Below are 25254 nucleotides of genomic sequence, written 5' to 3' on the forward strand. Positions count from 1 at the left end.
AGAGCCGGTAATTTCCGTACGGAGATGATCAACAGGCCGGGCCGTCCTCGCGCGGCCCGGCACGTCCCCAGGAGAGCGGCATGAGCGACCGGCCCACCATGCGCACGATCACCCAGGACTCCTTCGGCGGCCCCGAGGTGCTGCACCTCGCCCAGGTGCCCCGGCCCGAGCCGCTGCCCACCGAGGTACTGGTGCGGGTGTGCTCGGCCGGGGTGAACCCGGTGGACTGGAAGACCCGTTCGGGCGGCGGTATGGCGGGCGTCCTCGGGGACCCGCCGTTCACCGTGGGCTGGGACGTCAGCGGGGTCGTCGAGGAGGTCGGCTTTGGCGTGCACACGGTCGAGGTGGGCGACGAGGTGTACGGGATGCCGTGGTTCCCGCGGCAGGCCGGCGCGTACGGCGAGTACGTGACCGCGCCGGCCCGGCAGTTCGCGCGCAAGCCGGCGGCGCTCGACCACGACCACGCGGCCGCCGTGCCGCTGGCCGCGCTCACCGCCTGGCAGTCGCTGGTGGACGCGGCCGGCGTCGAGGCGGGGCAGCGGGTCCTGGTCCACGCGGCAGCGGGCGGCGTCGGCCATTTCGCGGTGCAGTTCGCCAAACATCTGGGCGCGCACGTCATCGGTACGGCCCGGGCGGCCAAGCACGACTGGCTGCGTTCGCTCGGGGCCGACGAGCTGGTCGACTACACCAAGGAGCGCTTCGAGGACGTGGTCCGCGACGTCGACGTGGTCGTCGACCTGGTCGGGGACGAGCACGACCGGACCAGCACCCGTTCCCTGCGCACGCTGCGGCGGGGCGGCACGCTCATCGCCGTCCCCTCCGGGGTCTCGCCCGACCTGGTGGAGGCGGCCCGCGCACAGGGCGTGCGGGCGAGCGGCTTCCTGGTGGAGCCGGACGGCGCGGCGCTCGCCCGGATCGGCGGGCTCGTCGACGCGGGGGCGGTGACGGTCGAGGTCGAGGACGTACTGCCGCTCGCCGAGGCCGCGGAGGCCCATCGCCGCGGCGAGGAAGGCCGCACCCGCGGGAAGCTGGTGCTGCGGGTGGCCTCCTGAAAGGGCGACCGGCATTCCTGGCGGGTTTCGCGGGCGCGGCGCGGCGACGGCCGACCGCCGCACGCGCGCCCGGCCGGGATTCACCCCGCGGCCGGGCGCGCCCGCAAACCGATGCGAAGGGTTATGCGTCGACCCATTCGTGGGACTGGGCCTGCTTCAGCAGCCGCTGGCGGGCCTGGAGGATCTGCTCGCCCGTCATGCTCGGCACGCCGGAGACCAGCACTTCGGTCACCTCGTCCAGGAACTCCTGGGCGGAGAGCGTGTCGCAGAGGACGCCGTCCTCCAGATTCCCGTCGTGGCCCGCGCCGTGGGAGCGGTGGATACCGCCGGACCGGCTGGGCGCGGCTTCCAGGAAGCGCACTTCCGAAGCCTTGGGGCCCCGGTCCCCTTCGTCCACCAGGAATTCGACCTTGACGCCGGGGGCCATCAGGCCCTTGTCGAATTCGAGGTCGTTCACGTGCACGAAGACGTCTTCTCCACCGTCGTCGGGGACGACGAATCCGTAGCCGCGCACCTCGTCAAACCGAATGACCTTGCCCGAAACCATCACAGTGCCCCAAACCCCAATTCCACAACTGCCCGCACATTTCGCATACACCCGCCGCCGTTCCCGGCGGCGCCGTTCCCGCCCGGCGCCCGGTAAAGGCATTCGCCGACGGCGGGGACGATTCGGTGGATGTCCCGCCCATACTATTGCCGAGCGACGGCGGAACGTCCAGCCCGGCGGCCCGCCTTACACGCTCACGGCGTACGCGGGCGGGCCGCGGGGGCGCGCAACCGGGTCAGTCGGCGGCCAGGGCGGCCCGCACCTCCTCGGCGAGGAGCCGTACGTACTCGCCGGTCCAGCCCTCGATCGTGCCGTGCTCCCACAGGTCGGTCGAGTACTCGACGTATCCGGCCAGCGCGTCGCCCGCCGGGACGAGCCCGAGGTTGAACTCCGCGCGGGACGCCGGCACGGCCAGGTCCTCGACCGCGGTGTCCAGGCCGGGCAGGTCGATGTCCGTCCTCAGCGAGTTCTGGTACTGGAATCCGCAGGACACGCGGTCCGGTATGTCGGCCCCCGTCTCCTCGCGCAGCGCCTCGGCGAGCCGCCGCAGCGGCACGATGTGGTCGACGGCCTCGGTCGACGCGTACGCGACCTGGCGGACGAGCCGGGTGAAGGTCTCGGCCTCGTCGAGCCGGATCCGCAGCGGGAAGCCCACGGCCGTGCAGGCCACCAGCGACTCGAAGGCCCGGCGCTCGCGGTTGGCGTAGGAGATGTTGAGGACGACTTCCGGCCTTCCGGAGAGCTTGGCCATCAGCCGTCCCAGGGCGGCGACGGTGACCGCGTACGGGGTCGTGTCGCACTTCCTGGCCAGCCGTTCCACGTCGGCGCGTACGTCCGCGTCCACCGTGAAGAGCACGGCGCGGCCCTGTCCGCTCAGGGTTTCCGGGCGCGGCCGGTCCAGGGGCAGCGCGTGCCGGAAGGGGGCTCCGTCCAGTTGGCGGGCCCAGTAGTCGAGGACGCGCTTCTCGGGCTTCTCCTGGTTGCCGCCCTGCTGCCACAGCGCGTATTCGGTCGGCTGCGGCACCGTGTCGTCCAGTTCGTGGGGCTTTCCGGTCACGGCGGCCGTGTAGAGGGCGGCGAAGTCGCTCAGCAGGATGCTGACGGCCCAGCCGTCGCAGACGGAGTGGTGGAGGAGGCACAACAGCACCCAGGCCGACGGGCCGGTGCGCAGCAGGCGGTACTTCGGCGCCACCCCTTCGGCGAGGTCGAACCGGGTGCCCGCGACCTCCGCGCTGATCCGTTCGACCTCGGCGCCGTCCGCGTCTCCCGTCAGGTCCTCGGCCCGCAGGTCCACCGGCCGCGGCCGGAACACCTCCTGCCACCAGTCCTCGCCGTCCTTCACGTACCGGGTGCGCAGCGCCTCGTGGCGGGCCGCGAGCTGGGTGAGCGCGGTGCGCAGGGCCGGTATGTCCAGGTCCCCTGTCAGGGTGATGCGCAGGGCGATGTTGTAGACCTGCGGCAGCGCGTGGCGGTGGTGCTGGTCGATGAACGCCCGCTGCTGGAGGGTGACGGGGGCCCTGGCCGCCGCGCCGGTGGCGCCGCCCGCCGGTTCGTCCGCTTCCCCGTCCGCAGCGGGCTCGTCGCCTGCCAGGTAGTCCGCCATGGCCCGTACCGTCGGCTCCTGGTAGAAGCGGACCATCGGGTATTCCCGCCCGAACACCTCGCGGGCGCGGTTGACCAGCCGGATCGCGGCGATCGAGTGACCGCCGAGGTCGAAGAAGGAGGTGTCGGGGCCGATGACGTCGGGTGTGAGATCGAATGCGTCGGCCCAGAGGGCGCGCAGGCGGCGCTCCAAGCCGGTTCGGGCGGCGGTGGTCTGCTCGGGAGGGGTCTCCGGCCGGTGGGGCTGTTGTGCGCCGCGGCCCGGGTGCGCGGCGGTGACGGTCCCGGGGGCCGGCAGCGCGGCGCGGTCCAGTTTTCCGTTGCCCGCGAGAGGCAGTTCGGCGAGGACCGCCCAGGCCCGTGGTACGAGGTACTCGGGCAGCCGGGCCGTGAGGTCGCGGGCCAGGCGGTCGGCGAACGCCTGGCGGCCGGCCGCCGTCAGGGCTTCCGCGCCGGTGCCGGCCGGTACGGCATAGGCGGCGAGGTATGCCTCGCCGCGGCTGTCGCGGCGGGCCAGCACGGCCGCTTCGCGTACTCCGTCCAGGCCGCTGAGCGCGCGGGCGGTCTCTTCCGGTTCGACCCGGTATCCGCGGATCTTCACCTGGTCGTCGACCCGGCCACGGAACTCCAGCGCCCCGGTCTCGGTCCACCGCACCAGGTCACCGGTGCGGTAGTACAACGGGCCTGCCGCCGGTTCGTGCGCGCCGGATTTCAGCGGATCCGGCGCGAAACGTTCTGCGGTCGGCGCCGGGGCGCCCAGGTAGCCGCGGGCCACGCCAGGGCCTCCGACGTACAGCTCCCCCACGCCGCCGCGCGGCACCGGCGTGCCCGACGCGTCGAGGACCCGCAGCCACACGTTGTCGACCGGGCGGCCGATCGGAATCGGCGCGGAGCCGGCCTCCGGTGTGCGCGGGCCGACGGACTGCGCGGTGCACAGCACGGTGATCTCGGTGGGCCCGTACACGTTGACCGTTTCGTACGCCACGTCCGGGTGCGGCCGGGCGCGCAGCACGTCACCGCCCAGGAGCAGGTGCCGCAGCGGCGGCTGTTCGGCGGGCGGCAGCGCGAGCAGCGTCTCGCCCAGCGCGGTGGGCAGGATCGAGAAGGTCACCTGCTCCCGCGCGTACCAGCGGGCCAGCGCGAGCGGGTCCGTGCGGACCGAGTCGTCGGCGATGGTGACGGACGCCCCCGCGGTCAGCGCGGGCCAGATCTCCAGGACCGAGGCGTCGAAGCTCTGGCTGCACACCAGGGCGCTGCGGTCGGCCGAGGTGAAGGCGAAGCGCTTGTGGTGCCACTGGCAGAGGTCGACGACGCTGCGGTGCGGCACCGCGACGCCCTTGGGTGCGCCCGTGCTGCCGGAGGTGTAGATGACGTAGCACAGGGACTCGGGCCCCGCGCCGGCCGGCGAGGTCTTCCTCGCCCGGCTGGTGACGGCGTGCTCCCTCCCGTCGAGGCCGGTGACGTCGATGACGGTCAGGCCGTCGGGAAGGGTGAGGTCGTCGGCCCGGGAGCCGGTGCTCAGCAGGAGGCGGGCGCCGCACTCCGCGAGCACCGCGGCGGCCCTGGCGCGCCCCAGGGACGGGTCCAGCGGCACATACGCCCGGCCGGACTTGAGTACCGCGAGCATCGCCACGACCAGGTCGGTGGAGCGCGGCAGCCACAGGGCCACCACGTCGTCCGTCCCGCCGCCCGGCGCGGACCGCTCCCGGATGACGTCGGCCAGTTGCCCGGCCCTGGCCTCCAGTTGGCGGTAGCTGAGCCGGTCGTCGCCGCAGAGGACGGCGGTGCGGTACGGGGCCTGGGCCGCGCGCCGGGCGACCATGCCGTGGACGGTGGCGCGCGACACCGGCCGGATCGGGCCGTGGAGCCACGCGGTGGGCACCGGTTCCCCGGCGCGCGTGGCACCGGCGTCGCGGGCCTTCGTGGTACCGAGGCGGGACAGCGGGGTCTCCGGTGCCGCCACGGCCGCTTCGAGGAGGTCGCGGAAGGTACGGAAGAACCCGTCCACGGTGTCCGCGTCGAACAGGTCGGTGTTGTACTCCAGGTGGCAGCGGATGCCTTCGGGCTGGTCGGTGAAGTACACGCTGAGGTCCGTGAGGGCCTTGTCCGGGCCCGCGTCGATCACGGTGGCCCGGACGCCGGGCAGGTCGAAGCGGAACGGGTCGCTGCTCTCGAACTCCGCGAGCACCTGGAAGACCGGCGTGCGGTCGGCGGTGCGCGCCGGGGCCAGCTCCCGTACGACGGTCTCGAAGGGAACGTCCGCGTGGTCGTACGCGTCCAGGGCGACGCCCCGCACCCGGTCGAGGAACGTGGCGAACCCCGGGTCCCCGGACAGGTCGAAGCGGAGCGCGAGCGTGTTGACGAAGAAGCCGAGCAGGTCCTCGGCGCCCTGGGGGCGGTCGGACATCGGGGTGCCGACGACGATGTCCCGCTGCCCGGTGACCCGGTGCAGCATCGCGGTGAAGCCGGCGAGCAGGGTCATGAAGAGGGTGCCGCGCCGCCGCTTGCTCAGGTCCCGCAGCCGCCCGGACAGCTCCGGGCCGAGCCGGTGGAACACGGCGCGCCCGTTGGAGGTCATCTCCGCGGGCCGCGGGCGGTCGCGGGGCAGGTCCAGCACGGGCAGGTCGCCGCCGAGCGTGCCGAGCCAGTACTTGAGGTCCGCGGCGCTGCCGGGTTCCTCCAACGTACGCAGCTGAGCGCGGGCGTGGTCGGCGTACGTGCTGGTGAGGGCGGGCAGGTCGGCGTCGGAGCCGTCCCGGGCGGCGCGGTAGAGCGCGGACAGGTCGCGGGCCAGGACGGTGGCGGAGGCCGCGTCCACGACGATGTGGTGCAGGGAGAAGACCAGGACGTGCCGCTCCGCACCCAGCTCGATCAGACGGGTGACGAACAGCGGCCCGTTGACGAGGTCGAAGCGCCGCGCGCTCTCCTCCTCCAGGACGGCGCGGATCGCGGCGTCCTCGCCGGCCATGCCCGCGTCCGTGCGGTCGAGCACCGCGAAGTCCGGCTCGGACGGCGGCCGTACGAGCTGGCAGGGCTCGTCGTCGATCTCCCGGAAGACGGTGCGCAGCCCCTCGTGCCGGGCCACCAGCCCGCGCAGCGCCGTACGCAGCGCGGACACGTCGAGCGGGCCGTCCAGGCGGATGGCCTTGGTCTCGTTGTAGGCGGTGCGACCCGGGAGCATCCGTTCGAGGAACCAGATGCGCTGCTGTCCGGGTGAGAGCGGCGCGGCGCTCTCCTGGGCGGGTTCGGGAGGCGCCGTACGGGCGGGCGGCGCTGACACGCGGACGCTCTCCACGGGCTCGTGGTACCGGCGGCGCAGCGCGTCGACGTGCGTCAGGCCGTCGCGCAGCGCGTCCCGGGAGACGCCGAAGTCGACGAGCGAGACGATCTCGTCGGCGCCCGCGTCGCGCACCGCGTCCACCACGGAGGCGACGGTGTCGGCCGTGCCGATGAGCGCCCGCTGGTCGCAGTAGCGGTCGTAGGCGCGGCGGAAGAGCACGTCGAGGTCGTCCTCGGTGAGCGTGGCCAGGTCGACGTGGTGGCCGAGGCTGTTGGCGACGTTGCCGAACAGGGAGAGCGAGGCGCGCATGTAGCGCGACAGCGGCTCGTACGCCTCGGCGCGCGCGGTCCGGTGGTCGGCCGCGAGGTAGGTGTGCAGCAGGACGGCCACCCGCCCGGCGTCCGGGTCGAGGCCGTGCTCGGCCCGGGTACGGCGGTAGAGGGCGACGTTCTCGGCGAGTTGCTCGACGCTCTGGGTCATCAGGTTGGTGACCACGCCGACGTCGTTCCGTGCGGCAGCCGCGTACGAAGCGGGGTTGCCCACCACCGCCGTGAACACGGGCGGGGAGTCCTGGACGGGGCGCGGGAAGAGCCGTACCTCGGTCTCGCCGTCGCCGCCGGTGCGCCGCACCGCCTCCCCGCGCCAGAGCCGGCGCACCTGCTCCAGCTGCTCGTACATCATCTCCTTGTGCCGGCCGAAGCGCTCGGGGAAGAAGACGAAGTCGTTGGCGTGCCAGCCGCCGGCGCAGCCGATGCCGACCCTGCCGCCGGAGAGGTTGTCGGCCATCGACCACTCCTCCGCGACCCGGACCGGGTCGTGCAGGGGCAGGACGACCGAGCCCGCGTTGAGCCGGATGCGCCGCGTCTCGCGGGCGAGGGCGGCGGCGAGCACGACGGGGTTGGGGAACAGCCCGCCGAAGGAGTGGAAGTGCCGTTCGGGCATCCAGAGAGCGTGGAAGCCGTGCCGGTCGGCGAAGCGGGCGGTCTCCAGGATGTGGTCGTACTTGCCGGCGGACGGCGCGGTGGTGCCGTCCTGAGGAGCCTGGGAGTCCTGGGGAGCCTGGGGGTAGTCGCCGAAGAAGTAGATGCTGAAGTCGGGGGCGCGGCGGGTGGTTGGAGTGGCCGGGGTCGCCGGGGTGGCCGGGGTGGTTGTGGCTTTGGTGGTGCGCGCGGCGGCCGTGTTCAGGGCCACGCCGGGGGCGGTGTCCGCCGCCCGGGCGGCCGGCTTCGCCACCGCCACCGGCACCGGTTTCGGTGCCGGTTTCGGGCCGCCCGGGAAGAACCCCGCGCCGCGCAGCTCGCGGAGCGAGCCGCGGACCGCGTCGGCGACGAACTCGACGTCCTCGTCGGAGTGGGCGGTCGACAGGAAGAAGTTGCGCCATTCCCAGACGTGCACCCCGCGCAGCATGAGGTGGTGGTACAGCAGCTCCATGTCCGCGCGGTGTTCGAAGCGGAACTGGGAGCCGAAGTGGCTGATCCGCAGCGGGAATCCCTCGTCCTCGAAGAAGCGGTTCAGCGTGCCCGCTAGTTCGCCGGTACGGGCGTTGAGCTGCTCTTGGAGCCGGGGGCTGTGCTCCTTGAGGTGTGCCAGGACCGCGCGGGCGGCGACCATCGACACCGGGTGCTGGATGTACGTACCGCCGAAGAAAGTGGTGTCGGCGGGCGGGTAGCTGGCGTCCCCGTACTGCCAGAAGCCGCCGTCCACCCCGTCCATGATGTCCGCGCGGCCCGCGATGGCGCCGATGGGGAAGCCGCCGCCGAGCAGCTTCCCGTACGTGGCGAGGTCGGGGCTGACGCCGTACAGCTCCTGGGCGCCGCGGAGCGCCGGGCGGAATCCCGTCAGCATCTCGTCGAACATCAAGACGATGCCGTGGCGCCGGGTCAGCTCGCGCAGCTGCCGTACGAACCCGACGGGCCGCAGCGACGGGTGGCGGCTCTGTACGGGCTCGACGATGACCGCGGCGATGTCGTCCGCGTGCTCGGCGATGGCCTCCAGGCTCGCGGCGCTGCCGTAGTCGAGGACCGTCAGGTCGGCGACGCTGTTGTGCGGGATGCCGGTGGAGACGGGGACGGTGGCCCGATCGGCGCCGGTGCCGGTGGAGCGGCCCAGTACGTTGTCGGCGTGGCCGTGGTAGGCGCCGTGGAAGGTGACGATGCGGCGGCGGCCGGTGGCGGCGCGGGCCAGGCGGATCGCGGCGGAGTTGGCCTCCGTGCCGGAGTTGGCGAACGCCACCCGCTGCATGCCCGTCAGCTCCGCCAGCAGCTCGGCGGCCTCGCCGGTCTCGACGTTGCGGGGGCCGAGCTGGATGCCCCGGGACAGGTGCTCGCGGACAGCCTCGCTGACGAACTCCGGCTCGTGGCCGAAGAGGAGGACGCCGAAACCCATGGTGATGTCGACATAGCGGTTGCCGTCGACGTCCTCCAGCCGGGAGCCGCTCGCCCGGTGCCCGGCGATCGGGTACAGCATCTCCTTGGTCTTGCTGCGGAAGCCGACGACGGCGCGGCTGTCGGCCAGCACGCGGCGGTAGCGCTGGGCGATCTCCTTGGACGTGGCGGTCCTGGCCGTGTACCGGCGTACCAGGTCGTCGAGGTGCGCCTGCTGCGCTGCGGACGCGGAGCCGCCCACCATGCCCGAGCCGCGCGGGACGGTCACCCGGGGGCCGTGCACGGCCTGCTGCCGCTCGGCCGCCGGCTGCTCGTCCCGCGGCGGCGCCGGCTCGTCCGGAGTGGCGGCCACGATCCGCTGCGCGACGCGCCGTGCGAGGTCGGCCATGGCCGCCAGGTCCTGGTCCACCGCCGCTGCCGCGGCACTCAGCCCGGTCACTTGCCGCCCGCCTTTCCGTTGGGCACCGCACCGCCGCCGGTCAGCAGCCGGGACAGCTGTTCCATCTGGGACATCATCTGGAGCTGGAGCTGCGAGAGCTGCCGCACCTGGCGGGCGAGGTCGGCCAGTTCCGCGCGCGTCACCCGGCCCGGCTCGTCCACCGCGGGCTCCGCAGCTGGTACGGGATCGGCGGGTGCCGGCGCCGGTACGGGCTGAGCGGGCTCCGGAGCCGGTACGGGCTCGGCGGGCTCCGGAGCCGGTACGGGTTCGGCGGGCGCCGCGGGCGCGGCCGGTTCGCCTCCCATCCGTCCCACGATCAGCTCCGCGAGCTGCCGTGACGTGCTCGCCTCCTCGAACAGCTCCCGCATCGCGACCTTGACCCGGTGTTCCTGCTCCAGCTCGCGCAGCACGCTGATCATCTGCAGGGAGTCCGCGCCGAGATCGAAGAAGGAGGTGTCCCCGGTGATCACGCCCGCGTCGTGGCCGAGGTGCTTGGCGACCAACTCGATGACGCGCCCGAGTACCCGCTCGAACACTGCCTCGTCCTGTGCCACGTCTTCCTCTTCTCTCGCTGATGCGTGTGCTGTCCCGCCGGGACCGGCCGCCAGGACGGCGGTCGGTTCCGGCCCCAACCAGTAGTGCTCGTGCTGGAAGCGGTAGCCGGGCAGGCTGGTTCTGCGGCCCTGGCATCCCTCCGTCAGCGCGGGCCAGGCGATCTGCGCCCCGGCGCAGTGGAGGTGCGCCACCGCGCCCCACAGGGGGCTCGGCCCGGCACCGCGGCGCAGCGTCGGCACCGCCCGCACGCCGGGCAGTGCCGCGCGGGCGAGTCCGCTGAGGGTGGTGTGCGGGCCGATTTCCACGAGTGCGTCGGTGCCCGTCTCCCCGAGCGTGCGCAGCACCGCGTCGAACCGCACCGGTTCCCGTGTCTGCCGTACGAAGTAGCCCGCGTCCGGCACCCAGCCCGGCGCGTGGCGGCGGCCGTCGAGGCAGCTCACGAAGCCGGTCGTGACGGGGCGGAACGTGATGCCGTCGAGCAGGTCACGGAACTTGTCCAGGACCGGGTCGACGAGCGCGGTGTGGAAGGCGCGTGTCACCGGCAGCCGTTGCGCGGTGACGCCGCGCTCCGCCGTCAGTGCCAGGAGCCGGTCCACGGCGGTGGCGGGGCCGGCGAGTACCTGCCGCTGTTCCCCGTTGACGACGGCGAGTTCGAGGCCGGGGATCTCGGCGGTGAGCCGCAGGGCGGTCGGCAGGTCCGCCGATACGGCGGCCATGGCGCCGGGCGCGCAGTGGTCCTGCATCAGCCTGCCGCGCTCGGCGGTGATCCGCAGGCCGTCCGCTGCGGTCAGCGCGCCGGCCGCGCACAGGGCCGCGTACTCGCCCACGCTGTGCCCGGCCACGACGTCCGGCACGATGCCGAGGTGGCGCCAGAGGCCGGTGAGCGCGTATTGCAGGGCGAAGAGAGCCGGTTGCGCGGTCCGGGTGTCCTCTGTTGCGGCGCGGTCGGCCTCGGGGTCGAGCAGCACTTCCAGGAGGGAGGTGCCGTAGAGCTCCTGGTGGTGTCGTTCGCAGGTGTCGAGCAGGTCCCGTACGACGCCGTAGCGCTCGTACAGGGGTTGGGCCATGCCGGGGTACGGGCTGCCCTGGCCGGTGAACAGGAAACCGGCGTTCACGCGGCCGTCCCGGGGTAACGCTCCCGTCGTCACGGCCGGGTTTGCGGTTCCCGTGCCGTCGGCGCCGGTGAGCCAGCCGTCGAGGGCGGCGGCGAGGGCGGCCGGGGACCCGCCCCTGGCCGCCAGCCGGTGGCGGTGGTGGACGCGTCCCGCCGCGGTGGTCACCAGGTCCGCGAGGTCCGCGTCGGGGTGCCGCTTGAGGTGGTCGCGTAACGCGTGGGCGTTCGCGGTGAGGGCTGCTTCGGAATGGCCGGACAGTACGAGGACGTCCGGCGGGGCCGGGGCGGCGGTGCGGGGAGCGGGCTCGGGGGCCTGCTCCAGGATGATGTGCACGTTCGTGCCGCCGACGCCCAGCGAGGTGACCCCGGCCCGGCGCGGCGTGCCGCCCCGCGGCCAGGGATGCGCGGACTCGGGGATGTAGAAGGGGCTCCGGTCCAGGTCGAGCGCGGGGTTGGGCCGGTCGAAGTTGGCCATCGGCGGAATGACGCCGTGCTTGAGCACCAGCAGGGCCTTGATGAGACTCGCCAGGCCCGAGCAGACGTCGAGGTGGCCGATGTTGGCCTTGGTCGAGCCGATCGCGCAGTAGCCGGTCCGGTCGGTGTCCGCGCGGTACGCGGAGGTGGCGCCGTCGAATTCGATCGGGTCGCCCTTCAACGTGCCCGTACCGTGTGTTTCGAGGTAGCCGACGGTGTCCGCGCCGATCCCCGCGTGCCGCAGCGCGCGGCGGATGGCGCCGCGCTGCCCCGCCGCGCTCGGCGCGGTGTACGTGGTCTTGTCCGCGCCGTCGTTGGTGACGCCCCAGCCGCGGATGACGCCGTGCACGGTGTCGCCGTCGGCGAGCGCCCGGTCCAGGCGCTTGAGGACCACGGCGGCGACGCCCGTGCCGCCCACCGTGCCGTCCGCCCCGGCGTCGAAGGCGCGCAGGGTGCCGCTCTTGGAGAGGATCGAGCCCTTCACGTACCGGTAGCCGACCACTTGCGGCACGTGTACGGCCGTGGCGCCGGCCAGCGCGATGTCGCTGTCGCCGACGAGGACCGACTGCGCGGCGAGCTGCACGGCGACCAGGGAGCTGGAGCAGGCGGTCTGGACGCTGACGGCCGGTCCTGTCAGGTCGAGGCGGAAGGCCGTGCGGGTGGCGGTGAAGTCGGTGACGTTGCCGACCAGGGCCTGCATCTTGGCGGGCCAGTCGTCACCGACGTGGTCCTTGAGGATGTTGTTGAGGAAGTAGTTCTCGAAGGTGTACAGGTGGTAGCCGGTGCTGGCGAAGACGCCGGTGCGCAGCCCGTCCCGCTCGCGCGGGTATCCGGAGTCCTCCAGCGCGTGGTAGGCGCACTCCAGGAACATCCGGTGCTGCGGGTCGGTGAGCCGCGCCTCCCGGCCGCTCATGCCGAAGAACGCGGCGTCGAACCCGGCGATGCCGTCCAGGATGCCGCCGGCGCCGACGAAGTCCGCCGCCCGGTACTTCTCCGCGGGGATGCCGGCGGCGGCCAGTTCCCCTTCGGTGAACCGCCGTACGCAGTCCCGTCCGTCGCGGATGACGCGCCAGAACTCCTCGGGGGTGTCCGCCCCGGGGAAGCGGAAGGCCATGCCGATGACCGCCACGTGCGAGCCGGCCGGTGCGTTCACGAGGTGCCGCCCTCCGCGGCGGGGACTTCCCTGCCGGGCGCCGGGCCGCCGCTCTCCCGGGCCGGTGGTGTGTGCGGTGGCCGCGCACGCCTTCTGGACAGCACGACGAGCAGGACGGCACACAGGACGATGGCCAGTCCCTGGAAGGCGCCGACCACGTGGAGGGGCGAGTAGCGCTCCAGCAGGGCCGCGCTCACGATCATCCCCAGGCCGAAGCCGGCGTTCTCGGCGGAGGCGGAGAGGCCGAAGAGCCGGCCGCGCTGGTCGTCGGGGGCGGCCTGCAGCCGGGAGACGTACGCGATCTCGGTGAAGCCGTCGGCCATGCCGGCGACGAGCGCGGCGATGGCGGCGGGGATCGCCGGGAGTCCGCTGAAGACCACGATGAACGCCGCCGACATCACGCACGAGCCGATCGCGAAGGCGCGCTCCCCCGGTGAGCGCCCGGTCTTGGCCGTGCGGCGCGAGCACACCTGCTGCGCCACGATGTTGCCGATCGCCCAGGTGGCCCAGAACTGGCTGACGAAGGTGGCCGGGTGCGCGGGGTCCAGGGCGCTGGAGTAGACGGGCAGGGCGACGTTGTGCGAGGAGGAGCCGAGGCCGTCGGCCGCGCGGACGGCGACCATGACCGCCAGCAGCGGAGCGGCCCGCAGCAGCGCGAGCGAGGCCCAGCGGCCGGGTTCCGCGGCGCCCCCGGCCGGGTCGTCCGACGCGGCGCGGGTGCGGATGGGCAGCAGGAACAGGACGGTCGCCGAGATCGCGAAGGTGGCGGCGTCCAGGGCGAAGGCCGTGGTGTAGCCGAACTGCGCGACGACCACGCCCGCCGAGGCGAAGCCGGCGATCATGGCCAGCGAACGGCCGGTCACCAGCAGGCCGTTGGCCCGGGTCCGCAGGTCGGCGCCGACGATCTCCGGGACGCTGCTGCGCAGCGCCACCTGGGAGAGCGTCGAGCAGGCCCCGGTGCCCACCGCCAGCGCGAAGAGCAGCGGTACCCGCGCGCCGTCGGGTGCGAGCAGCAGCAGGACCAGGGCCGCAGCCTGGGTCAGGTCAGCGCACACCATCAGCCGCTTGCGGTCGCGGCGCGACACCAGCCGGCCGCTGACGAACCCGGACAGTACGTTGGTGATCAGGCGTACGGCCATGAACAGGCCCGCGGCCAGCGCGCTGCCCGTCACCTGGTAGACGAACACGTTCAGCGCCACCATGTTCAGGTAACTGCCGTACGCGGAGATGGCGTTGCCGACGACGAGCAGCCGGAAGTGCCCCACCCCTGATCCCCCCTAGCGCCCTGGCCGGCCTGCGGGCCGCCGCACGTGCGGCGGCGGACGTCTTTACAGTCACCCGGTTCGCGGGGCGCCTGGAGACGCGACATCCGGTGACTTGACCCGTGCTTTACCCGACCTGTAGGGGTCGCGCCGGTCCGGCCGCCGCCTCCTTGCGTTTTGCGGTGTCCGTGGTTAGATCAATCCGCATGTCACAGGGGATATGCGGCCTCCTGGACACCGTCGGCAGTTCTGCCCCGTACGCGCGGGAGGGCGCACCATGGCCGGTCCTTCGCAGGCCGTTCCCGGCGCCGGGCCGACGGGTCGGCGGGCATCCCGCAGCGCGGCGGCCGCACCACGGCCGCGCCCCGCTCCGCCCGCGGCGCCGGACCGATCGTCCTGAGATCGCGGGCCGCCGAACACTCCCTGCTCCACCGTCACCCCTTTTGGAGAAGAGATGCCGGACCACAGCGCGCACCCCATGACGCCGGTGCTGTCCCCCCGCGAGCGTGAGGTGCTGTCGCACATCGCCGACGGCCTGACGTACGACCAGACGGCGAGGCGTCTGGGGATAAGCGTCCACACGGTCAGTACGTATTTGCGCCGCATCCGCGCCAAGCACCCCGCTCCGACCCTCGCTCACCTGGTGCGGCTCCAGCTGGCGCAGAACAGCGGCTGACGGCCCTGCCGTTCCGCGGAACCGGTGCCGGTGCGTCCGCTTTGGCTGGTTCGCACCCCGCCGACGACCGGTATCCGGACAACATCACCTAGCCGGAAACCGGACCTCCGACGACTGCCGGAGGCCGTGGCGGGTACTCATGCCGGCGCCGGACCCGGCGGTCGCCGCTCCCGTACCGCGCGGCGGGCTCCGGTATCGCCCGAACAGACCAGGCACGGCCGTGGCGCCCCGGCGCCGCGCGGGCCCCGTGGTGGACTGCGGTCCCGGTCAGCGTGCGCCGGCGCCCATCGGACGGCCGACGGAAGGACGCGTGATGCGCCGTACGACGAGGGCCGTACCCGGCCCCACCGATCATGTCGTCGTCATCGGCGCGGGCCTGTCCGGGCTGTCCGCCGCGCTGCACCTGCTCGGCGCCGGACGGCGGGTGACCGTCGTCGAGCGTGCGCACGGGCCCGGCGGCCGGTGCGGCAGGTGGGAGCGGAACGGCTATCTGATCGACACCGGGCCGACCGTGCTGACCATGCCGGACCTCGTGGAGGAAGCGTTCGCCGCGGTCGGCGCCACGCTTGCCGGACGTCTCGAACTCCTCCCGCTGCACCCCGCCTACCACGCCCGGTTCGCCGACGGCAGCACGCTCGCCGTGCACACCGGCGCCGAGGCCATGGAAGCCGAGGTCGAACGGTTCGCCGGGGCGCGGGAGGCCGCGGGTTACCGGCGGTTGCGCTCCTGGCTCGGCCGCCTGTACGCGGTCCAGATGCGGCGCTTCATCGACGCCAACTTCGACTCGCCGCTGCAACTGCTGAACCCCGACCTCGCGCGGCTCGCGGCGCTCGGCGGCTTCGGGCGCCTCGACGCCCGCATCGGCCGGTTCCTGGCCGACGAGCGGCTGCGCCGCGTCTTCTCCTTCCAGTCGCTGTACGCGGGCGTGCCGCCGGCCCGCGCTCTGGCCGCGTACGCCGTGATCGCCTACATGGACACGGTGGCCGGCGTGTACTTCCCGCGCGGCGGGATGCACGCCCTGCCGCGCGCCATGGCCGACGCCGCGGCCGAGGCGGGCGCGGAGTTCCGCTACGGGCGGGAGGTACGCGTGCTGGAACGTTCTTGCGGCCGGGTCACCGCCGTCGTCACCCCAACGGAACGCATCCCGTGCGACGCGGTGGTGCTCACCGCCGACCTGCCCGAGGCGTACCGCCTGCTCGGCCACCGCCCGCTACGGCCGCTGCCGCTGCGCCGCTCCCCCTCGGCGGTCGTCCTGCACGCGGGCACCACCACGACCTGGCCCGAACCGGGCCATCACACCATCTCGTTCGGCGCCGCCTGGCACCGCACCTTCGACGAACTCACCCGCACCGGGGCCCTGATGAGCGACCCTTCGCTGCTGCTGACCCGGCCGACCGCCACCGACCCTTCGCTGGCACCGCCCGGCCGCCACCTGCACTACGTCCTGGCACCCTGCCCCAACACCGACGTCGGCCCCGGCGTCCGGGCCTGGCACGACCTCGGCCCCCGGTACCGCACCGCGCTCCGCGCCGAGCTCGCACGGCGCGGCTTCACCGGCCCCGACGCGGCAGCAGAGGAAGAGTGCCTGGTCACCCCGGCCGACTGGAGCCGCCAGGGGCACGGCGCCGGCACGCCGTTCTCCGCCGCCCACACCTTCGCGCAGACCGGCCCGTTCCGCCCCCGCAACCTCGTGCGCGGCACCGAGAACGCCGTGCTGGCCGGGTGCGGCACCACCCCGGGCGTCGGGGTGCCCACCGTGCTGGTCTCGGGCAAGCTCGCCGCCGCCCGGGTGACCGGAACCGCAACGGCACGGCCCGCCAAGGTGACCGGCCGCGGCGCGCGCCGTCCCTCCCACGCGCCGGAGGAAATCGCGTGACGGCCAGGGAACTGGACGCCGCGGGCATCACCGAACCCGCGCTGCGCGCCGCCTACGCCCACTGCCGCCGGCTCAACGCACGCCACGGCAAGACCTACTTCCTGGCCACCCGGCTGCTGCCGGTGGCCCGCCGGCCCGCCGTACACGCCCTGTACGGCTTCGCCCGCTGGGCCGACGACATCGTCGACAGCCTCGACGCCACCGCCACTCCCGGGGAGCGCGCCACGGCGCTACGCGCTCTGGAGGAACAGCTCGACGCCGGACTCGCCCGGGGCGGCGGCGAGGAACCGGTGGTGCGGGCGCTGGCACACACCACCGCCGTCTACGGCATCGACCCGGCCTACTTCACCGCCTTCATGGCCTCCATGCGCGCCGACCTGGTAGTGACCGACTACCCGACCTACGCCGACCTGTGCGGCTACATGTACGGCTCGGCCGCGGTGATCGGCCTCCAGATGCTGCCCGTCCTCGGCACGGTGACACCGCGCGAGGAGGCCGCCCCGCACGCCGCCGCGCTCGGTACCGCCTTCCAGCTGACCAACTTCCTCCGGGACGTCGGCGAGGACCTGGACCGGGGCCGGGTGTACCTGCCGGCCGACCTGCTGGCCGCGCACGGCGTGGACCGGGAGATGCTGCACTGGAGCCGGCTGACCGGAGCGGGGGACGCGCGGATCACCGCGGCGCTGCGGGCCGCCGCCGACCTCACGCGCGGCGTCTACCGCCAGGCCGCTCCCGGCGTCGCCATGCTCGCCCCGGCCTCCCGGCCGTGCATCCGCACGGCTTTCATCCTCTACCGCGGCATTCTGGACGCCGTGGAGGCCGACGGCTACGCGGTCCTGCACCGCCGTGCCGTCGTGTCGCGCCCGGTCCGCGCGACCGTGGCCCTGGACGGGCTGGTACGCGTCACCGCGGCGCGCACCCGGGCCAGGGGCGGTCACACGGCGCCGGCGCCCGCGCGCACGCCGGTGGCAGCAGAGCCCGCGCGCCCCTCGACCCCACTGCGAGCCGGAGGTGGCGCCGTGCACGCTCCCCGCCCGTCCGGCCAGGGGCGCTACCCGCTGCGGGTGCGGCGGCGCCCCGTGCCGTGGGAGCGCCAGCGGCCCACCTGGCGGGAGGCATCGCCCGCCGTGATCGCGAGTGCGCTCGCACGCGCCAAGGCCCGGCCGTCCGGCAACTGGTACGCCGTGGGCGCCTCACGGGACGTCGGCCGGGACCGGCCCCTGGGCCGTACGGTCGCCGGGACGGAGGTCGTACTCTGGCGCGCCGCCGACGGGCGGCTGCGGGGCGGACCCGGCGCCTGCCCGCACCTGGGGGCGCCGCTCAGGGACAGCCCCGTGCGGTGCGGCACGCTCATCTGCCACTGGCACGGACTCGCCCTGGACGGCGGCCCGGCCGCCGGGTGGGAGCCGTATCCCGTCTACGACGACGGGGTGCTGGTCTGGGTGCGGCTGGACCGGGCGGGCGGTGAGGAACCGCTGGACCGGCCCCGGGTGCCGGAGCGCCCGCGGCCGGCCGGCGCCGTCGCGGCCGTCCACACCGGGGCCGGGCGCTGCGAGCCGGAGGACGTGGTCGCCAACCGCCTCGACCCGTGGCACGGCGCGTGGTTCCACCCGTACTCCTTCGTCGACCTGACCGTGACGGACACGCCTGCGGGCGGGGCGGACGCGTTCACGGTGGACGTCTCGTTCAGGGCCGCGGGGCGGCTGGTCGTCCCGGTCCGCGCGGAGTTCACCGCTCCGGGGCCGCGCACCGTGGTCATGCGCATCACCGAGGGCGAGGGGGCGGGGTCCGTGGTGGAGACCCACGCGACTCCGCTCGGCACCGACGCGGCCGGCCACCCGCGTACCGCCGTCGTCGAAGCGGTCGTCGCCGTCTCCGGCCGCCCGGGATTCGCGGTGGCCCGCGCGGCGGCACCGCTGCTGCGGCCTCTGATGCGGGCCACGGCGGGGCGGTTGTGGCGGGACGACATGGCGTACGCGGAGCGCCGCTGGGAGTTGCGGAGCACGGGGCGCTTCCCCGGCTGAGGCGCTGCGCCCGCTGGGATCAGGTGCCCGCCACCTTGGCCAGCGCGCGCAGCACCGCCGACCGGCCGCGGTCCGGCACCGTCCACAGCGTCTGGCCGCGTACGCCCCACCGCGCCAGCAGCGCGTTCGCAGCGAGGAAGCCCGTCGTGGCCGCCCGCTCCATCAACGCGACCGGCAGGTCGGTGCGCACCAGGTCGCCGGCGGCCACCACCGCCGGGTCGCCGGTGTGCACGGTGGGGCGGTCGCGGTGGCCGCCGACCGGGAACAGCGGGCAGTCGGCGCGCCATTCGTGCCGCGCGTCGACCGCCTTCGCCTCCGAGGTCTCCGGATAGACGCGGTGCAACTGGTCCAGCAGCCGTTCCTGTTGCACCTCGCGGCCGGTGTCCGTGCCGAGCGCGTACGCGTGCAGCTCGACCACCGAGCCGCCGGTGCGGGAGGCCCAGCGCGCCGCTTCCCCCTCCCAGCGTTCCAGCACGCTGACGTTGTCCAGCGGACCGAAGCCGCTGGTACCGAGGAAGCCCGGCCGGCCGGGCGCCACCGGGTGGTCGAGCCACAGCCGGGAGACGAGGAACGGCGGCGCGGCCCGCAGCCGCAGCGCCCGCTCGCGCCAGTCCCGGCCGCCCAGCCCCGGCGAGGCGGCGGCCAGGCTGCGCAGCCCGCCGGCGTCGAGGGCGAGGACCACCGCGTCGTGGCGCGCCGCGCCGTGCCCGCCCCGTACGGTCACGCCGCCCCCGTGCGCGCCGGTCTCCACGGCCTCCACCGCGCAGCCGGTGTGCAGGGTGACGCCGTGCCCGGTCAGGTACCGCTCCAGCGGCTCCCACAGCGCCTGCGGGAACGGTTCGCCGGTGACGTCGAACAGCAAGCCCTCGCTGGAGCCGAGGAAGTAGATGTGGAACATCAACGCCATCTCGGCGGCGGACAGTTCCTCCGGGTCGGCGAAGAAGCTGCGGGAGAACACCTCGAACGCCAGGTGGTTCGCCGCTTCGGGGAAGCGGATGCGGTCCAGCAGGTGCCGCGCGCTGACGCCGTCCAGGCGCTCGTACACCTCCGGCACCCGCACGTCGAACAGCGGCAGCGCGGCGCGCGGGTTCATCCGGGCCAGGTCCCGGAGGGTGAAGGACGGGCTGAGCGCGGCGAAGCCGGCCGCGCTCCACGGAGGCGTACGCGGGACGCGCGCGAAGCTGTCGTGCAGGCCGCTGCTGTGGCGCAGCGGGTAGTCGGGCAGCCCGGTGAGCATGCCCAGCGCCGGATCGGCCCGGCGCAGCAGGCCCCGCAGGTTGTAGTACTGGCGGAAGAACGCGTGGAAGCCGCGCGTCATGGTCGCCCGTGAACCGTCGGCGAGCCGGATCCGACGGCCGGCGAGGCGGCCGCCGAGCACCGGCTCCCGCTCGTACAGCGTGACCCGTACGCCTCGTTCGGCCAGCGCGGTCGCCGCGGCGAGCCCGGCGATGCCGCCGCCGATCACCGCGGCGTCCGGTGCCTCGCCGGTGATCCGGGGCCGCCCGGGCGGCGGCGCGAGGACGCGGGCCAGCCGGTCCCGGCCCCGGCGCGGTACGCCGGAGCGGGCGGCGCGCCCGGCGGCGGCCGGTGGTGCGGTGTCGCGCGGCAGCGTCATCGGGCGGTCTCTTCCTGTCCGGGGCGGGCGGGGCGGGCGCGGCGCAGCCTCGGCAGTTCGGCGACGGTGCGCAGCATGGGCAGTACCGGGGTGTGCAGGCCGATCGACAGGTCCTCGCGCAGGCGGGTGCCGCCGTCCAGGAAGCGCAGCAGCCGTTCCGTCGGCACGCCGCGGAACAGCCCGGTGAAGAAGTCGGCGCCGTCGATCCGCCCGCTGTCCAGAGCGCGGAGCAGGACCGCGTCCATCAGCCGTGAGCGTGCGGAGTGCGCGGGTGGCGGTACGGGCGTGCGGCCGCGGTGGAAGGCGGCGGCGATGGCCCGGCTCTGGCGCTGGACGGCGGCGAAGGTGTAGCCGGTCGACGGCCGGGTGGCGCCGCCCGCGGTCCCGATGCGGAAGACCCGGGCGCCGGCCCGGCGGGGGAAGCGCGCGTCGGTCATCGGGATGGCGCCCTGTTCGGAGGCGGTGACACGGTACGGGCCCAGGCCGCGCACCTCGGACAGGTAGTGGCGCAGCGCCCGGTGGTAGGCGGCCTCGTCGAGCGGGGCGGCGGAGAACTCGGTGTACTCGACCAGTGCTTCGTACGGGCTGAGCGGCAGGACGTAGCCGAACGACAGGCCGTGGTGCGGCTGCGGGGTGCGGAAGTCCATCAGGTCGGCGGTCGCGGGGTCGAACACGGGCCGCTCGGTCCGCACGAACCAGCCGTGGAAGTGCTGAAGGAGGGTGGTGCGGGCGGGCGGCAGTGCGGGCAGCGGCCGGGAGTCGAAGACCCAGCGGGCCCGCAGCCGCACCGGTTCGCCCCGCTCGCCGACGCCGCGGATCTCGGCACCGTGCGGCAGCCCGCGCACCTCCTGTACGACGGCCGTCACCCGGCGTGCGGCCGGTGCCGCCGCGAGGCGTTCGCCCACCAGCCGCTCGAACGCGCCGGAGCGCACCATTTTGTACCGCAGCGGCCCCGGGTCCCCCGTCAGCGCCGGGCCGCAGGCCCCGTGCACGCGCAGCCGGTCCCACGAGGCCGCCAGTACGCCGTCGAACTCGCCGCCCGGCCCTTCCCAGTAGCACCAGGTGCGCTCGGGGGGCCTGAGCGGCCCCGGCGGCGCGTCGACGACGGTCACCTCGGGGCAGGGCGTGCCGGGCAGCGGGGCGCAGAGCCGGTAGGCGAGGGAGAGTCCCGCGGCGCCGCCGCCCACGACGGCCACTTCCGTGTCGTACACGCCGGCTTCCTCCCGTCCCGCCGAGCACCGCGTCCGGTCACACCGGCGGCGCACCCGTGTCTCGTCTGCCCACCGGAGCGGGTTCTACGGGCCGGGGGGACGCCGGGTCTCCGGACGGATCGCCGCCACGGTCATTACTACGCCGGTCACCGGGCGAAGGCACCCGGTCGGATTCCGACACGCGCGGGAGAAACACAGAAAGCCCCGGCCAGACGGGGGGAGCTGGCCGGGGCGGTCCGTCCACGGGCGCGGCGGCCCGCCACCTGTAGGTGCAGGGTCCATCTAAGCCCGTGATCAATTGAACGATAAACCACCGGACGGCCTACCGCCAAACCCGCCCGATGTGATGCATATCGCTACGCATCACCCGCACCGTATTCCGCCGCTCAGCGCCCCCGGTGCCGGGCCTTCGCCTTGGCCCGCGCCAGCGACCCGCGGTGCTCCGCCTCGGCGGCGCGGGCCGCCCGCTTCGGGTTCGCCCTGTACGGCCGGCCGACGGCCGCCGCCTCCACGGCGGGCGCGGCGAGCGCCCGCGCGATCAGCTCGTCCGACCGGCGCAGCGCGAAGGCCAGCAGTTCCGGCCCGGTCGGCTCGGACCCGAAGACGTGCCGGGCGGCCCGCACGCCGTCCGGTGCGGCGACCTCCAGAACGCCGACCCAGAACGGGTCCTCGAAGAACACGGTGAACGTGCTCGGCATGATGTCCTCCCATGGTGGTGCGTGAGGGGACGAACCGGACACCCTGGGAGGGAGGTTACTGACCCGCCGCCCCGCGAAGGCGGCAGCGGGCGCCCGGACTACCGACCGGGCCGTGTTTTCGTCCGTCCTGATTGCGCTGGTCATTCTGGGCGGTGGCCGCCCGCCGGGCAACCGGTTTCCGCACGGCGGGGAAGGCGGCGCGCACGGTGTCGCGCGGCGGGGAAGGAGCCGCGCGGCCGGGCGCGGCCGCCACCCGGGGGACGGCGGACGGCCGCCGCGGGAGGGACACCGGCCCCACGCCGCGACGACCGCCGGGAGATCAGGAGACCGGGGCGAGCTGTGCGACCAGGCCGTTGCGCCACAGGGCGTCCACCCGGGCGCGCTCCTGCGCGTTCGGGTTGGTGTTCTGGCAGGACGGGCCGGGGCCGCCGCCCGACATCAACTCGCTGCACGGGCCCGAGTAGTGGTCGGGCAGGCCGAGGACGTGGCCCGTCTCGTGGGCCACCACGCGCGTGGAGTTGTACTGCTGGTTCTGCCGGTAGTCGAGGAAGATGTAGCCTCGCCCGTGGCCGTCGGTGCTCGCGTAGGAGCCGCGGGAGTCGTTGCCCTCGCGGTACGTGAAGTCGGCCCTGGAGCCTTCCTGGAGCTTCACGTTGTTCACGGAGCTGTTCCAGATCTGGGTGCTGCGCGCTATCTGGCTGCGGAAGGTGGGCGCGCTGGAGGCGTTGTAGACGACCGTGACCGCCTTGATGCCGGGGTTGGCCGCGCGCTTGGCGGCGGCCGACTTCATGACCGCCTGGAAGAACGCCTTGCTGGCCGCCGCGTCTTCGGCCGAACCGGCGTACTTGGCTATGGAGGCCGGCGTGGAGACGCTCGCGCCGGAGGGGGCGGCGGGAGCGGCGGTCGCCGGGACCGCGGTACCGAGGGCGGCGGCCAGGCCGAGGCCGAGCACGGCGGACAGAGCCGTACGGGTGGGTCTCATGGGGGTCCTCTTCATCCGTGGGAGGGATTTGGTACCGGGATTGTGGAGGAACCAAGGACCCCGTGGATGAAAGCAATTGGCGATAGCACCGGGACATCGCCCCACCCGCCCACCCGTTCCGGAGGCCGCAACTCCCCGGTTTCCGCCGGATGAAAGGGGTGTGAACGACGCCGTTCACGCCGGTGGCATGGGAATGTGGCACCTGCCCGCGTCATCGGCGCCTACGTAGAAAGACGTAGGCGACCCGCGATCAACGCAGGTGCGGGCGCCGACACGGGCCGTGGCGTCAGCGGGGCAGCGGGCGGGCCCGGTTGAGGTTGAGCAGCGGCGCGAGCAGGTCGCCGTGGCGCTCGCGGCGCGCGGCGACGTCCTCGAAGAGGAACGTGAGCTGCTCCGGTTCCGTACACGCCTCGATCTCGTCCCAGGTGACGGGGGCCGAGACGGTGGGCAGCTCGCGGGCGCGCACCGTGTAGGGCGCGGCGGTGGTCTTGGAGGCGGAGTTCTGCGAGAAGTCGATGAAGACCTTGCCGGGGCGCAGCGCCTTGGTCATCCGGTGCACGACGTGTCCCGGCAGGGTCCGCTCGGCCTCGACGGCGATGTTCCTGGCGTACGCGGTGACGTCGTCCGAGGGAGTCGGCTCAATGGGGACGAGGATGTGCAGGCCCTTGGAGCCGCTGGTCTTGGCGTAGGCGTTCAGTCCGTCGGCCGCCAGGCGCTCGCGCAGCCACCGGGCCACGCCGCAGCACTCCACGATCGTCGCCGGGGCGCCGGGGTCGAGGTCGAGGACGAGGCGGTCGGCGACGCGCGGCGCGTCGGCGGTCCACTGCGGTGTGTGCAGCTCCACGACGAGGTTCGCCGCCCACATCAGGGTCGGTACGTCGCGTACCAGCACCTGCTGCCGGGACTTCGCCGTGCTGCCGGGCACCTCGGTGGTCTTCACCCAGGCGGGCGTCCCGGGCGGAACATTCTTGGTGAAGAACGTCTGCCCGCCGGGCCCGTCGGGATACCGCAGGAAGGAGACGGGCCGGTCGTGGACGTGGGCGAGGAGCGCGCCCGCGGTGGTGGCGTAGTAGTGCAGCAGCTCGCCCTTGGTGGTGCCGGTCCGCGGATACAGGACCTTGTCCAGGTTGGTGAGCGACAGGCGCCGCCCCTCCACGACGGTGATTGGCGACATACCATGACAATCCCATAGATAACGCTATGCGAGGGGATGAGACATGCGCTCTGTTTGGAACGGTTCCATTTCCTTCGGGCTGGTCAGCATCCCCGTGAAGACCTACAGCGCGACCGAGCGCACGGCCTCGGTCTCGTTCGTCCGGATCCACGAGAAGGACGGCGGCCGGATCCACTACCGCAAGGTCTGCGAGCTGGACGGGGAGGAGGTCCCCAACGAGGAGGTCGGCAAGGGCTACCAGGCAGCCGACGACACAATCGTGCCGATCACCGACGAGGACCTGGCCAAGCTGCCCCTCCCGACGACCAAGACGCTGACCATCCTGGCCTTCGTCGGCGCGGACGAGATCGACCCGCTCCAGCTGGACAAGTCCTACTTCCTGGGGCCCAACGGCGTCGCGGCGGCCAAGCCGTACACCCTGCTGCGGGAGGCGCTGGAACACCAGGAGAAGGTCGCGATCGGCAAGGTGGCCATGCACGGGCGGGAGACCCTGGCCATGCTGCGGGCGCACGACGGGGCGATCGCCATGCACACGCTGCTGTGGCCGGACCAGATCCGCTCGGCGAGCGGGGTGGCCCCCCGCGACAAGGTCGAGATCCGGGAGAACGAGCTGACGCTCGCCGAGACCCTGATGGACTCGCTCGGCGACCTGGACGAGTCCGAGCTGCACGACGACTACCGGGAGGCCGTCGAGGAGCTGGTCACCGCGAAGCTGGAGGGCGGCGAGCCGGCCGCGCCCAGGGCGGCGCCCGGCTCCGGCGGCAAGGTCATCGACCTCATGGCCGCGCTGGAGAACAGCGTCCGCGCGGCACGCGAGTCGCGCGGGGAGGGCGGCGGGCAGGCAGCGGACGAGCAGGACGAGGAGTCGGCCTCGGTCACGCCGATCCGGGGCCGCAAGACGGCGAAGAAGGCCGCGGCGAAGACCGGGTCCGGGGGCGGCGCGAAGAAGACGGCGGGCAAGACGTCCGGGTCCGCCAAGAAGACCGCTTCGGGCAAGGCGTCGGGAGGTACGGGCGCGAAGAAGACCGCGTCCGGCGGCTCGGGCGGCAAGAAGACGGCGGCGAAGGCGTCCACGGCCAAGTCCGCCGCGAAGAAGACCACGGCGAAGCGGACCGGCAAGAAGGCGTCGGCCTGAG

14 protein-coding genes and 1 pseudogene are annotated in these 25254 nt (G+C 73.8%); 6 read left to right on the top strand and 9 right to left on the bottom strand.

What is annotated here, in order from left to right; translation table 11 throughout:
• Positions 1–80: 80 nt before the first annotated feature.
• Positions 81–1052 (top strand): NADP-dependent oxidoreductase, encoded by a 972-nt coding sequence (locus ACH4OW_RS32215; RefSeq protein WP_398031375.1) that lies wholly within the window; start codon positions 81–83, stop codon positions 1050–1052.
• A gap of 121 nt (positions 1053–1173) precedes the next feature.
• On the opposite strand, the gene ACH4OW_RS32220 is transcribed toward ACH4OW_RS32215, so the two are convergent.
• The 4 genes from ACH4OW_RS32220 to ACH4OW_RS32235 form a co-directional block, all read right to left on the bottom strand.
• Positions 1174–1599: a cold shock domain-containing protein gene (locus tag ACH4OW_RS32220; protein WP_360133892.1), complete on the bottom strand. Its 426-nt coding sequence runs from the start codon at positions 1597–1599 to the stop codon at positions 1174–1176.
• A 235-nt stretch (positions 1600–1834) separates the two neighbouring features.
• On the bottom strand, positions 1835–9253 hold the full coding sequence (locus ACH4OW_RS32225) for a MupA/Atu3671 family FMN-dependent luciferase-like monooxygenase (protein WP_398031428.1): 7419 nt from the start codon (positions 9251–9253) through the stop codon (positions 1835–1837).
• A 47-nt stretch (positions 9254–9300) separates the two neighbouring features.
• Positions 9301–12600, bottom strand: a complete 3300-nt coding sequence (locus ACH4OW_RS32230) for a type I polyketide synthase (RefSeq protein WP_398031376.1) — start codon at positions 12598–12600, stop codon at positions 9301–9303.
• Complete coding sequence (locus tag ACH4OW_RS32235; protein ID WP_360133886.1) at positions 12597–13865, bottom strand: MFS transporter; 1269 nt, start codon at positions 13863–13865, stop codon at positions 12597–12599. Before ACH4OW_RS32235 ends, ACH4OW_RS32230 begins: the two co-directional genes overlap by 4 nt.
• A gap of 451 nt (positions 13866–14316) precedes the next feature.
• Here ACH4OW_RS32235 and ACH4OW_RS32240 point away from each other — a divergent pair, with 451 nt between their 5' ends.
• The 4 genes and pseudogenes from ACH4OW_RS32240 to ACH4OW_RS32255 all read left to right on the top strand — a co-directional run bounded on the left by ACH4OW_RS32240 (position 14317) and on the right by ACH4OW_RS32255 (position 18438).
• Complete coding sequence (locus tag ACH4OW_RS32240; RefSeq protein ID WP_360133883.1) at positions 14317–14538, top strand: helix-turn-helix transcriptional regulator; 222 nt, start codon at positions 14317–14319, stop codon at positions 14536–14538.
• A gap of 313 nt (positions 14539–14851) precedes the next feature.
• On the top strand, positions 14852–16414 hold the full coding sequence (gene crtI / locus ACH4OW_RS32245; protein WP_398031377.1) for a phytoene desaturase family protein: 1563 nt from the start codon (positions 14852–14854) through the stop codon (positions 16412–16414).
• Positions 16411–17397, top strand: a pseudogene (locus ACH4OW_RS32250) (phytoene/squalene synthase family protein); the annotation flags it as partial. The gene crtI and the pseudogene ACH4OW_RS32250, both read left to right, overlap by 4 nt.
• A 15-nt stretch (positions 17398–17412) precedes the next feature.
• A complete protein-coding gene (locus tag ACH4OW_RS32255; RefSeq protein WP_398031430.1) occupies positions 17413–18438 on the top strand; it encodes a DUF5914 domain-containing protein in 1026 nt (341 codons plus the stop codon).
• 19 nt (positions 18439–18457) lie between these two features.
• Here ACH4OW_RS32255 and ACH4OW_RS32260 read toward each other — a convergent pair whose 3' ends face one another.
• The 5 genes from ACH4OW_RS32260 to ligD all read right to left on the bottom strand — a co-directional run bounded on the left by ACH4OW_RS32260 (position 18458) and on the right by ligD (position 24118).
• A complete protein-coding gene (locus ACH4OW_RS32260) occupies positions 18458–20053 on the bottom strand; it encodes an FAD-dependent oxidoreductase (RefSeq protein WP_398031378.1) in 1596 nt (531 codons plus the stop codon).
• Positions 20050–21264: a lycopene cyclase family protein gene (locus tag ACH4OW_RS32265; protein ID WP_398031380.1), complete on the bottom strand. Its 1215-nt coding sequence runs from the start codon at positions 21262–21264 to the stop codon at positions 20050–20052. Before ACH4OW_RS32265 ends, ACH4OW_RS32260 begins: the two co-directional genes overlap by 4 nt.
• Before the next feature lie 386 nt (positions 21265–21650).
• Positions 21651–21962: a DUF2992 family protein gene (locus ACH4OW_RS32270; protein ID WP_398031382.1), complete on the bottom strand. Its 312-nt coding sequence runs from the start codon at positions 21960–21962 to the stop codon at positions 21651–21653.
• 319 nt (positions 21963–22281) lie between these two features.
• On the bottom strand, positions 22282–22944 hold the full coding sequence (gene snpA / locus ACH4OW_RS32275; protein WP_360133869.1) for a snapalysin: 663 nt from the start codon (positions 22942–22944) through the stop codon (positions 22282–22284).
• A 286-nt stretch (positions 22945–23230) separates the two neighbouring features.
• A complete protein-coding gene (gene ligD, locus ACH4OW_RS32280; protein ID WP_360133866.1) occupies positions 23231–24118 on the bottom strand; it encodes a non-homologous end-joining DNA ligase in 888 nt (295 codons plus the stop codon).
• A gap of 43 nt (positions 24119–24161) precedes the next feature.
• Between ligD and ACH4OW_RS32285 the strand changes: the two genes are divergently transcribed.
• Positions 24162–25253, top strand: a complete 1092-nt coding sequence (locus ACH4OW_RS32285) for a Ku protein (RefSeq protein ID WP_360133864.1) — start codon at positions 24162–24164, stop codon at positions 25251–25253.
• The last annotated feature ends 1 nt before the right edge of the window (position 25254 follow it).

The sequence above is a fragment of the Streptomyces sp. NPDC017056 genome, from assembly GCF_044332485.1.
Lineage (GTDB): Bacteria > Actinomycetota > Actinomycetes > Streptomycetales > Streptomycetaceae > Streptomyces.